Annotated in this window: 12 protein-coding genes; 5 read left to right on the top strand and 7 right to left on the bottom strand. The window is 32.9% G+C overall.

All coding sequences use genetic code 11. The features are described 5' to 3' along the window. Positions 1 to 279: 279 nt before the first annotated feature. The 4 genes from truB to MW871_RS10330 all read right to left on the bottom strand — a co-directional run bounded on the left by truB (position 280) and on the right by MW871_RS10330 (position 2973). Positions 280 to 975: a tRNA pseudouridine(55) synthase TruB gene (truB, locus tag MW871_RS10345; protein WP_248428451.1), complete on the bottom strand. Its 696-nt coding sequence runs from the start codon at positions 973 to 975 to the stop codon at positions 280 to 282. Between the two features lie 6 nt (positions 976 to 981). Beyond that, positions 982 to 1791, bottom strand: a complete 810-nt coding sequence (locus MW871_RS10340) for an undecaprenyl-diphosphate phosphatase (protein ID WP_188048999.1) — start codon at positions 1789 to 1791, stop codon at positions 982 to 984. Beyond that, the gene (locus tag MW871_RS10335) at positions 1792 to 2034 is read right to left on the bottom strand and encodes a DUF3098 domain-containing protein (protein WP_188048998.1); all 243 of its coding nucleotides are present in this window, start codon (positions 2032 to 2034) and stop codon (positions 1792 to 1794) included. 63 nt (positions 2035 to 2097) lie between these two features. After that, on the bottom strand, positions 2098 to 2973 hold the full coding sequence (locus MW871_RS10330; protein ID WP_188048997.1) for a cell division protein FtsX: 876 nt from the start codon (positions 2971 to 2973) through the stop codon (positions 2098 to 2100). A gap of 169 nt (positions 2974 to 3142) precedes the next feature. Between MW871_RS10330 and leuS the strand changes: the two genes are divergently transcribed. Further along, positions 3143 to 6004, top strand: a complete 2862-nt coding sequence (gene leuS / locus MW871_RS10325) for a leucine--tRNA ligase (protein ID WP_248428450.1) — start codon at positions 3143 to 3145, stop codon at positions 6002 to 6004. A gap of 384 nt (positions 6005 to 6388) precedes the next feature. Then, entirely contained in the window at positions 6389 to 7078 is a 690-nt protein-coding gene (locus MW871_RS10320) for a zinc metallopeptidase (RefSeq protein WP_210644776.1), read from the top strand. An 86-nt stretch (positions 7079 to 7164) separates the two neighbouring features. Here the strand turns inward: MW871_RS10320 and MW871_RS10315 are convergent, their stop codons facing one another. The 3 genes from MW871_RS10315 to MW871_RS10305 all read right to left on the bottom strand — a co-directional run bounded on the left by MW871_RS10315 (position 7165) and on the right by MW871_RS10305 (position 9234). Then, positions 7165 to 7635, bottom strand: coding sequence for an Lrp/AsnC ligand binding domain-containing protein (locus tag MW871_RS10315; RefSeq protein ID WP_188048994.1), 471 nt, complete (start codon positions 7633 to 7635; stop codon positions 7165 to 7167). Positions 7636 to 7799: 164 nt separating this feature from the next. Beyond that, positions 7800 to 8549, bottom strand: coding sequence for a uroporphyrinogen-III synthase (locus MW871_RS10310; RefSeq protein WP_188048993.1), 750 nt, complete (start codon positions 8547 to 8549; stop codon positions 7800 to 7802). A 13-nt stretch (positions 8550 to 8562) separates the two neighbouring features. After that, positions 8563 to 9234: a DUF4271 domain-containing protein gene (locus MW871_RS10305; RefSeq protein ID WP_188048992.1), complete on the bottom strand. Its 672-nt coding sequence runs from the start codon at positions 9232 to 9234 to the stop codon at positions 8563 to 8565. Between the two features lie 103 nt (positions 9235 to 9337). Here MW871_RS10305 and MW871_RS10300 point away from each other — a divergent pair, with 103 nt between their 5' ends. From MW871_RS10300 to MW871_RS10290, 3 genes are read left to right on the top strand one after another with little or no spacing between them, the layout of a single operon-like run. Then, entirely contained in the window at positions 9338 to 10063 is a 726-nt protein-coding gene (locus MW871_RS10300) for a polyprenol monophosphomannose synthase (protein WP_248428449.1), read from the top strand. 11 nt (positions 10064 to 10074) lie between these two features. Next, positions 10075 to 11415 carry a dihydroorotase gene (locus tag MW871_RS10295; protein WP_248428448.1) on the top strand — a complete coding sequence of 447 codons (1341 nt, stop codon included), beginning with the start codon at positions 10075 to 10077 and terminating at the stop codon, positions 11413 to 11415. Between the two features lie 13 nt (positions 11416 to 11428). Next, entirely contained in the window at positions 11429 to 11920 is a 492-nt protein-coding gene (locus MW871_RS10290) for a DUF4296 domain-containing protein (protein WP_248428447.1), read from the top strand. Positions 11921 to 11925: the final 5 nt, after the last annotated feature.

The raw sequence follows: 11925 nt of genomic DNA, 5'->3' as shown, positions 1-11925 counted from the left end.
GAAAGCGCCTTGCTAATTATTAACGAGTGGCTGAAGCCAGTTAGAAATAAAGCATTTTTTACAACTGCTTTGTTTTTTAGAGAAAACACATCGCAAATTCATTTAATGATTTGTCATGTGTTTTTGCTTTTTAGAGTAAATAGGTTTGGTTTAAAAATGAATATTAGATGCCCAGAATCTTAAGTTAATTCGGCTTTTCATCTAATTTAAACTTCGCCACGGTAAAACTTTACTGTTATGAATCTAAAATATTTACTCGATAAGGTGAAAAAATTACATCTATTTTCCTAAGTTTTCTTCAAAAGCAGTTACATCTACAGCGTTGATCACATTATAATCTCCAATTTTGGTACGGCGTAAAGCAGTTAAATGTGAGCCTGAATTCATTGCCTTTCCAAAATCATACGCTAGTGATCGGATATAAGTTCCTTTGCTGCAAACTACTCTAAAGTCGATTTCTGGAAGCGCAATTCGGGTGATTTCAAATTCGTGAATCGTCGTTTTTCTGAAAGCAATTTCGACAGTTTCTCCGGCACGAGCATGTTCGTACAAACGGACACCATCTTTTTTTATAGCAGAATAAATGGGTGGTTTTTGATCGATTTCGCCAAGAAATTGTTTCACGGTTTCGTGAATCAAAGTTTCGTCAATATGTGTAATTGAGAACGTCTGGTCAATTTCGGTTTCTAAATCATAAGATGGAGTAGTAGCGCCAATATAAAAAGTTCCAGTGTACTCTTTGGCCTGACCTTGAAGTTCTGTTATTCTTTTAGTAAATTTCCCAGTACATACTAATAATAAGCCAGTCGCTAATGGATCTAAAGTTCCAGCATGCCCAATCTTGAATTTTTTAGGAAGTCCAAGTTTGTTGATTAGCGCATATTTTAATTTATTTACTGCCTGAAAAGAACTCCAATTCAAAGGTTTATCAATAAGTAAAATTTGTCCGTCTAGAAAATCTTCGACTGTCTTCAAAGTGAATTATTTAAAATATGAGAAGTAAACCAATAAAAACAAACCAACAATGATTCGGTACCAACCCCATGGTTTAAAACCGTATTTCTTGATGATTTCGATAAAAAATTTAATAGCAATAACTGCTACTATAAAAGCTACTACATTACCAATAAGGAACAATTGAATGTTTTCGTTTGACTTTAAAATTAATTCGTAACCTTTCATTTGTGAGGTTTCGTATGTTTTTAAAAATAGCGAATAACAAGTAACTGCCATCATGGTAGGTACGGCCAGAAAAAAAGAAAATTCGGCAGCAACATGTCTTGTAAGTCCTTGTTGCATTCCTCCAATAATAGAAGCTGCTGATCGACTTGTGCCAGGCATCATGGCTAAACATTGCCAGAATCCAATAACTACTGCTTTTTTTACGGTAATATCCTCTTCTTTTAAAACCGTTGGATTTTGAAATTTTTTGTCAATAAAAAGTAGAATTACTCCACCTAATATTAATACAATAGCGATAGGAATGGGGTCGCCTAATACAGCTTCGATTTTGTCATCAAATAATTTCCCTAATACTAAAGCGGGAATTACAGCACATATAAGCTTGATGTAAAAATTGAATTTTGAGAAGTCAAAAAACTTTTTCCAATACAAAGCGACTACAGCTAAAATGGCTCCAAATTGAATGGAAACCTGAAAAAGTTTTACAAAATCATCTTCTTGAATTCCAAAATAGGAACTAAGAAAAACCATGTGAGCTGTTGAGGAAATTGGAAGATATTCTGTTAATCCTTCTATAATAGCAATTAAAAAAGCTTGAATTGTATTCATTTATACTTTCTTTGGATTTTTAAGTATAGCGTAAATGGTGATTCCAAATCCAATTAAAACCGTAGTTGGAGCCAATCTAATTCTTCTAAAATTAAAAATAGCATCACTAAATACATTTGGATCTTTACTTCCTCCTCCAGACATGAGTATGAATCCTAAGGCAATAACTCCGATACCAATTAGTAGAATTTTATAGTTTACTTTGTCAAAAAGGAAATCTGATTTATTTTCGTTATTTTTCATTTGTGGTAAATTAGCAGGCTTTTTTTTATTAAATCTAAAAAATCGTTAATCTAAGATCTTAAATTAATACAGATCATCTGTTCTTAAATTTAAGAAACGTTGTGTAGCAAAATAGGTACTTAGCCAAGTGATCAGAATTCCAATACCTAAAACAGCTAATAATACCATTCCGATCGAAGCTTTGTCTTCTAAAATTCCAAGGTTTGGAAAACTATTTTCAACATAAAGTAAAACTCCAATCAAAGTTAGGACTGCTAATATTGCTCCAATCATTCCTAGCTTTATGCTACGCATAACAAAAGGTTTTCTAATAAATGATTTTGTAGCGCCTACCATTTGCATGGTTTTAATGATAAAACGATTTGAATGAATCGATAATCGCAGTGAACTGTTGATTAATAAAACAGCGATCACAGTCAAGAAACCGCTCACTATCAAAATCCACATACTTACTTTCTTGATGTTGTCGTTTACTAGATTTACTAGTTGTTTGTCATAAACAATATCAGACACCATGATGTTCTTACGTAAACTAGTTTCAATTTTTGCAATACTATCTTTGATTACATAATCTGCTTTTAGATGAATATCATAGGAGTTTTGTAATGGATTTTCTCCTAGAAAAGTCATGAAGTCTTCTCCGATAATGTCGGTATGTTGTTTTGCTGCAACTTGTTTATCAACAAAATTGAATGATTTTACAAAACGTTTTGATTTTAATTCGGTTCCAAAACTTTTTATAATACTATCATTAGCTTCATTTTTGAAGAAAACTGTCATAGCGATATTTTCTCTAAAATCATTAGCTAGTTTTTTAGAATTTATAATAAAAAGACCCAAAATTCCAAGTAGAAATAAAACTAAGAAAACACTTAGTACTACTGAAAAATAGGAAGAGATTAATCGGCGTTTTTGAAAATTATCAAAGGAAGAACTCATAGTTTATTGAAATTATTGGGTAAAAATAATAAAGAATTTCTTTATTTGAAGTTAATAACGACCAAAGTTTCAACTTTCGTACAATAAACGTAAATTTGACACCTTAAAACAATCATTTCCAGAAAAAAATGAAGCAAATGAGTAGATCAGTTGCTATGAATCTTAAATTATGAAATACAATCCGAACGAAATTGAAGCAAAATGGCGCAAATATTGGTTAGAAAATCAAACCTTTAAAGCCGAAAATAATTCAGACAAACCTAAATATTATGTGCTTGATATGTTTCCTTATCCTTCTGGAGCAGGTTTGCATGTAGGACATCCACTTGGATATATTGCATCGGATGTGTATTCTCGTTATAAAAGACACCAAGGTTTTAATGTGCTGCACCCAATGGGTTATGATAGTTTTGGATTACCAGCGGAGCAATATGCTATTCAAACTGGGCAACGTCCAGAAGATACAACGGCTGTAAATATTGATGGTGGTTTTGATAAAGAAGGAAATAAAATTGCTGGTTATAGAAAGCAACTAGATACTATTGGATTTTCATTTGATTGGAGTCGTGAAGTGCGAACTTCAAATCCTGATTATTACAAGCACACACAATGGATTTTTATACAATTGTTTAACTCTTGGTACAATAAAAAGAGCGACAAAGCAGAAGATATTTCGACTTTGGTTGCTGTTTTTGCATCAGAAGGGAATTCAAATGTGAACGCTGTTTGTGATGATACTATTCAACAATTTTCAGCAAGTGAATGGAACGCTTTCACAAAAGAGCAGCAAGAAAAAATTCTTTTACAATATAGATTAACGTATTTAGCGGAGACGGAAGTAAACTGGTGTCCAGGATTAGGTACGGTTTTAGCCAATGACGAAATTGTAAATGGCGTTTCTGAGCGCGGTGGTTTTACTGTAGTTCGAAAAAAAATGACACAGTGGAGCATGCGAATTTCTGCTTATGCAGAGCGCTTATTGCAAGGTTTAAATGAAATTGATTGGAGCGAAAGCATCAAAGAAAGTCAAAGAAACTGGATTGGAAAATCTGTTGGAGCGATGGTTTCCTTTAATGTGAAAGGTCATAACGAGATTATTGACGTTTTCACGACACGTCCTGATACTATTTTTGGAGTGACGTTTATGACATTGGCACCAGAACATGATTTGGTTGCCAAAATTACAACTCCAGCACAAAAAACAGCTGTTGAATCCTATATCGAAAAAACGTCAAAAAGATCTGAAAGAGAGCGTATGGCGGATGTTAAAACAATTTCAGGCGTTTTTACAGGAGCGTATGCAGAGCACCCATTTACTAAAGAAGCAATTCCGGTTTGGATTGGGGATTATGTTTTAGCTGGCTACGGAACTGGAGCAGTGATGGCGGTTCCTTGTGGAGATGAAAGAGATTTTGCTTTTGCGAATTTCTTTAAAGGGCAAGAAGGAATGCAAGAAATCAAGAATATTTTTGATAAAGATATTACTGAGTCCGCTTTTGGTTCTAAGGATGGATTTCAATTAATAGATTCTGATTTCTTAAACGGATTAGGATATAAAGAAGGAACTTATAAGGCGATAGAAGCGCTAGAAAAATTAAAACAAGGAAAAGGAAAAACAAATTACCGTTTGCGTGATGCTGTTTTTTCTCGTCAAAGATATTGGGGAGAACCGTTTCCAGTTTATTATGTAAATGGCTTGCCGCAAATGATTGATGCGAAACATTTGCCTATTATATTGCCGGAAGTAGAAAAGTATTTGCCAACAGAAGATGGTTTGCCGCCTTTAGGAAACGCTTTAGTTTGGGCTTGGGATATCGAGAAAAATAAAGTAGTCAATACAGATTTAGTAAATAATACAACCATTTTTCCTCTAGAATTAAACACAATGCCGGGTTGGGCGGGAAGTTCTTTTTATTGGATGCGTTATATGGATGCGCAAAATGAAAACGAATTTGCTAGCAAAGAAGCGTTGGCTTATTGGGAAAGTGTTGATTTATATATTGGTGGAAACGAACATGCGACAGGGCATTTGTTGTACTCTCGTTTTTGGAACAAATTCTTAAAAGATAAAGGTTATGCACCAACCGAAGAACCGTTCAAAAAACTGATTAATCAGGGAATGATTTTGGGAATGAGTGCTTTTGTGTATCGATTGGAAGGAACTAATAACTATGTTTCTAAAAACAAGATAGAAGGTCAAAATGTGCAACCAATCCACGTTGATGTTTCTATGGTAAATGCTTCTGATGAATTGGATATTGAAAGATTCAAAGCATGGAGAGAAGATTACAAGAATGCTGAATTCATTTGCGAAGACAATGGAAGTTTTATCGTTGGTCGAGAAGTAGAAAAAATGTCCAAATCAAAATATAACGTTGTTACGCCGGATGATATTTGTAACGAATACGGAGCCGATACGTTGCGTTTGTACGAAATGTTTCTGGGTCCATTAGAACAAGCTAAACCTTGGAATACTGCTGGAATTTCGGGAGTTTTTGGTTTCTTAAAAAAATTATGTCGTTTGTACTTTGATGATAACGGTATGATTGTTACAGACGAAACACCATCAAAAGACAACTTAAAATCATTGCACAAAACCATCAAAAAAGTAGCAGAAGATATCGAGAATTTCTCTTTCAATACTTCAGTATCTCAGTTTATGATTTGTGTAAATGAATTATCTACTCAAAATTGTCATTCTCGTGCTATTCTAGAACCTTTAGCCATTGTAATTTCACCTTTTGCGCCACACATTGCTGAGGAGTTGTGGTCGTTGTTAGGTCATGAAGGTTCAATTGCAACGGTTGCTTTTCCAATTTTTGAAGCAGCTCATTTGGTAGAAAGTGAAAAAGAATATCCGGTTTCTTTCAATGGGAAAATGCGTTTCACCATCAAATTACCTTTGGATTTAACCAAGGAGCAAATTGAGGAAATCGTTATGAAAGATGATAGAACCATTAAACAGTTAGAAGGTAAAACACCAAATAAAGTGATTATCGTTCCAGGTAAAATAATTAATTTGGTAGGATAGAACTAAAGTTTTTTAAATTAAAAAAATCCAAATTCCAATTGCTGGGATTTGGATTTTTTTTTTTTTTGAATATTGATTTCTGTGCTTCTAATCCCTATTTAAATAATGGAGAAGTGTCGTTGAGCTTGGATTAATGAAAAGTAATTAATTTATACGAATACCCCATCCTAATTATTACGCTAGAAGAATCGCATCGCTATAGCATAGTTTGGTTAGTACACTTTCTTACTGAAGAAGTATAGTAGTTATTAGATTTTAAAAAAACTCGATAAAGATATAACTATGAATTATCAATTATTTAACAAATGTCAATTTGTCAATTTTAATAATTGGTTCACAATTTGATGCTTCAGTAGTGTTTATAAAAAATTAAAATACAAAGATATGGGAATGGGATATTTAATTCTTGCTGGAGCAATTATGCTTTTCAGTTGGTTGGTGAGTTCGAGACTAAAAAGCAAATTCGAATTTTATTCTAAACTGCAGTTGCAAAACGGAATGTCGGGAGCAGAGATCGCTGAAAAAATGCTTGCTGACAATGGGATCCGTGATGTAAGAGTGATTTCTACTCCGGGAAGATTAACGGATCATTATAATCCTGTTGATAAAACAGTAAATTTAAGTGAGGCCGTTTATAATCAACGAAATGCGGCTGCGGCTGCGGTTGCGGCACATGAATGCGGACATGCGGTACAACATGCTGTAGGTTATCAATGGTTGACGATGCGTTCTAAATTGGTGCCAATTGTAAATGTAGCCTCAAGTTACATGCAATGGATTTTATTAGCTGGAATTTTGATGTTAAAAACCTTTCCGCAATTATTGTTAGTAGGAATTGTCATTTTTGCAGCAACTACTTTATTTTCTATTGTTACTTTGCCGGTTGAATACGATGCGAGTAACCGTGCTTTGGCTTGGTTAGAAAATAAAAGAATGCTTACGCAGCAAGAACAAGCTGGAGCTAAAGATTCGCTTAAATGGGCTGCAAGAACTTATGTTGTGGCTGCTTTGGGATCTATTGCAACTTTGTTGTATTATGTTTCAATCTACATGGGAGGAAGCAGAAGAGATTAATTTGATAATTTCAAATTATAGAAAAGTAGTAACCGACTCGATTGTTAATTGAGTCGGTTTTTTTTATGATTTATTTGATTTAATCCTTACAGCTGAATCTGTCTGTCAATTTGTTGGTCTAAGGAAATGAAGGTTTCCGTTCTAGAAACACCATCAATTGCTTGAATTTTAGTGTTCAATAAATGCATCAAATGTTCGTTATCTCGACAGATGATTTTAATCAAAATAGACCAATTTCCGGTCGTGTAATGGCATTCTAAAACTTCTGGAATTTTCTTTAAGTCTCTAACGGCCTCTGGATTACTAGAAGCTTTGTCTAAATAAATACCAACAAAAGCCATTGTGTTATAGCCAAGAACTTTGTTGCTAACAGTAAATTTAGATCCAGAAATCACTCCAGACTGCTCTAATTTCTTTAATCGTTGGTGAATTGCCGCGCCAGAAATACCTATTTTATTGGCAATTTGAAGAATTGGTTTGCGAGCATCATTCATTAAATCACGCAGAATTTCTTTGTCAATACCGTCAATTTCTACTACTAAAGAATTTATTTTCATAAGTTGTTATTGTAAACCAAACATCAAATTTTAGTTTAAGTTCAAAATCAAATTTAATTAAAAAAGATGAAGTAGAAAGGTTGTAGCTCTTTTTTGTATACTCAATCATAAAAAAAAGCCATTCGGATTACGAATGGCTTTTCTGTATTTAAAATAGAAGTAATTTATTTACTCTTGTTGGCTTCTACAATATATTTTTCTAAAGCCATAGTCATTGAAGGTGTAGCTGGCGTTGGTGCTAGTATATCAACTCGTAAACCATGATCCAGAGCTTCTTTTTGTGTCGTACTACCAAAAACAGCAATACGAGTATCGTTTTGTTCGAATTTAGGGAAATTCATAAACAATGATTTAATTCCTGTTGGACTAAAGAAGGCCAATACGTCATAATATACATCTGCTAAGTCTGAAAGATCGCTCATTACTGTTCTATAAAAAACAGCAGGCGTCCAATCTACTTTTAATGCATTCAATGTCGTTTGAGCATCAGCATTCAACTGATCCGAAGCAGGTAGTAAGAATTTTTCGTCTTTGTATTTTTTGATCAATGGCGATAAATCAGCAAAATCCTTTGGTCCTACATAAATTTTTCGTTTTCTGTAAACGACATATTTTTGTAAATAAAAAGCAATCGCTTCTGATTGACAAAAGTATTTCAAACCTTCAGGTACTTTAAAGCGCATTTCGTCTGCAACTCTAAAAAAGTGATCTACAGCATTTTTACTTGTTAAAATAATAGCAGAGTAATTGTTAAGATCGATTTTTTGAAGTCTAATCTCTTTTGCGCTTACTCCTTCTACATGAATAAAAGGTCTGAAATCAATTTTTACTTTATGCTTTTGTTGAAGTTCAAAGTAAGGTGAATTTTCTACCTTAGGTTCAGGTTGTGATACCAAAATTGTTTTCACTTTCATATTTTCACTTTTTCTAAGCATTCCCTTTTATAAACCAATAATACATAAAATAATAGGGTGCTATTTCGAGAGTGCAAAGATATAAAATAAAGTAAAACAACTTACCGAATATTAATTTTTGATAATTTTTTATTGAAATCAAATAGGTTAATGCGTTTGTTATCAGTGCAATCGCAATTATAAAAAGTGGGATATTTCTCGAAAATGAGTCGTAATAAAACAAAATTATATTAAAAGGGAGTATTAATAACCCAATATAGGTCCTGTAAGTAACTTTTTGAAGATTAAATTGTTCGGTAAACTCTTCGATATTAAAGGAAGTTGCTATGATCTTTTCAATCAAATATTTAGATAAAATAAAGAATATTAGAAAAGTAAATATTTGAATATATAAAAGCCAATCTGTTTTTGAGGCATATCCAAAATAACTGAGTGATATTTGTATAAAAAACGTCAAAGAAATCATTTGTACAAAAAACAAGGAAAGTGTAAATCCGCTTTTTAAATTTGTACTGTCTTTGTAAACTTTTATGTATTTGTTCGAGTAAATAAGGTTGGCAAAGTCACCAAAACGATTTTCAAATATAGATTTGGTAATTGCAATTATAGCAAATGATAGAACAAAAAGAACGGTTGCCCAGTCTTTGCTCTCTATTATTCTTGGATGAAGTATAGTTTCGATCATAGGGTCGCAAAATTACTAATTTTTATATCATTCTTTTTATTATAATTTTATTAAGGTTGTAATAGTATAAAAAGTTTACTTTTGCCTTGAAATTAGTCAAAATATGAATGATTGTATTGTTATAATTCCTACCTATAACGAAATTGAAAATATTGAGAGCATTATTCGAGCTGTGCTTTCTCAACGAAAAACTTTTGATATTCTAATAATTGATGATAATTCGCCAGATCACACTGCTGACAAGGTTGTTTTACTTCAAAAGGAATTTGGAGGTAGATTATTTATAGAAAAAAGAGAAAAAAAATCCGGTCTAGGAACAGCTTATGTTCACGGATTTAGATGGGCATTAGAACATAAATACGAATATATTTTCGAAATGGATGCTGATTTTTCGCATAATCCAAACGATTTAGAAAAGTTATATACTGCGTGTCACTTGGGTGATGCCGATTTATCTATTGGTTCGCGATATGTTACAGGAGTAAATGTAGTAAACTGGCCTCTAAGTAGAGTCTTGATGTCCTATTTTGCTTCGGTTTATGTAAGATGGATTACTGGCATGAAAATTCATGACGCTACAGCGGGTTTTGTCTGTTATAAAAAAAGAGTTTTAGAAGAAATTAATTTAGATAAAATAAAGTTTGTTGGTTATGCGTTTCAAATCGAAATGAAATACAGAACCTACTGCAAAAAATTTAAGATAACCGAAGTTCCTATTATTTTTACCGATAGAACAAAAGGACAATCAAAAATGAGTAACTCAATAATTATTGAAGCTGTTTTTGGGGTTATCGCACTAAGATTAAAGAAGTTATTTAATACATTATAGAAGAAGAAACGATGAACAGGATTTTAATTAAGAATGCCAAAATAGTAAACGAAGGAGTGATTTTTGAAGGCGATCTATTAATTGAGAATGATATAATTGTTGAAATTTCAGAGACCATCAGTGCTAAATCTGCTGATTGCAAAATTATCGATGCCGAAGGGAATTATTTGATGCCAGGTGCTATTGATGATCAAGTGCATTTTAGAGAGCCCGGTTTAACTCATAAAGGCGATATCGAATCAGAGTCAAAAGCGGCAATTGCAGGAGGTATTACTTCCTATATTGAGCAGCCCAACACTATTCCTAATGCAGTTACTCAAGAAATATTAGAACAAAAATATGAGTTAGCTGCGCAAAAGTCCTATGCGAATTATTCTTTTATGATGGGCGCAACAAATGATAATTTGGAGGAGGTTTTAAAAACAAATCCAAAAAATGTTGCGGGAATAAAAATTTTCTTAGGTTCTTCTACTGGAAATATGTTAGTCGATAATGAAGCGACACTCGAAAAAATATTTTCTAATACTTCTATGCTAATTGCTGTGCATTGTGAAGATGAAACAACAATAAAGAATAACTTAGAAAAATACAAAGAAGAGTTTGGAGAGGACATTCCAGTTACAGTGCATCATTTGATTCGCAGTGAGGAAGCCTGTTATATTTCTTCTTCAAAAGCAGTGGCTTTAGCCAAAAAAACAGGAGCGCGTTTGCATGTTTTTCATCTCTCAACTGCAAAAGAAATGGACTTGTTCACCAATAAAATTCCGTTAGAAGATAAAAAAATTACTGCAGAAGTCTGTATTCACCATTTATGGTTTACGAATGAAGATTATGCAACAAAAGGGAATTTGATAAAATGGAATCCTGCCGTGAAAACTGCAAATGATAGAAAAGTATTGTGGGAAGCACTGCTTGATGGTCGTATTGATGTAATTGCCACAGATCACGCTCCGCATACTTTAGAGGAGAAAAGTAAATCTTACATGAACGCTCCTTCTGGAGGTCCGCTGGTGCAACATGCTGTTGTAGCAATGTTTGAAGCATTTCATCAAGGAAAAATAAGTGTGGAGAAAATTGTGGAGAAGATGTGTCACAATCCTGCTAAAATATTCAAAATTGAGAAACGTGGTTTCATCAAAGTGGGCTATTATGCTGATTTAGTCATCGTAAATTCTGGTTTGCCTTGGAGCGTAAAAAAAGAAAATATAATAGCAAAATGTGGTTGGTCTCCTTTTGAAGGGTTTACTTTTAAGTCTAGAATTACTCATACTTTCGTAAATGGTCAATTGGTTTATACTGCCTTTAAGGTCAAAGATATACGTGCGGGTAAACGTTTGTTATTTGAAAGATAAAAACTTCTGATAAATGAAAAGAATAATTTTTTTTATAGTCTCATTGACCCTTTTTATAAGTTGTAAAGACGATGCGGTTAAAAAACCAAAACGCCTAATTGAAAAAGAGGTTATGGTAGATATAATGTATGACATATCGCTTTTGGATGCCATTAAATATCAAAATCCAACTTCTATAGATAGTTTAAAAATAAATCCAAGAGATTTTATATTTAAAAAGTATAAAGTAGATAGTCTTCAGTTTGCTACTAGTAATGTTTATTACTCTACTGATTATGAAGGGTACAAAGTCATGTTTGATGAAGTAGCCAAACGAATTAACAAAGAGAAAAAATCTGCAGAAGATATAGTTAAAGCTGAGCAAAAGAAACTTAAAAACACTAAAAATATAAAGTTAGAAAAAACTCAGAGATATAATTCTGATACGTTGGTTAGAGGAAGAAAAGGACTTCTTGATAAAGAAATGGTAAAAGAACCTGCTATGAAAATGCAGGCTGTTGAATAGGTTTG

The sequence above is a fragment of the Flavobacterium pygoscelis genome, from assembly GCF_023162025.1.
Lineage (GTDB): Bacteria > Bacteroidota > Bacteroidia > Flavobacteriales > Flavobacteriaceae > Flavobacterium > Flavobacterium pygoscelis.
This window is presented reverse-complemented; position numbering and strand designations above follow the sequence as displayed.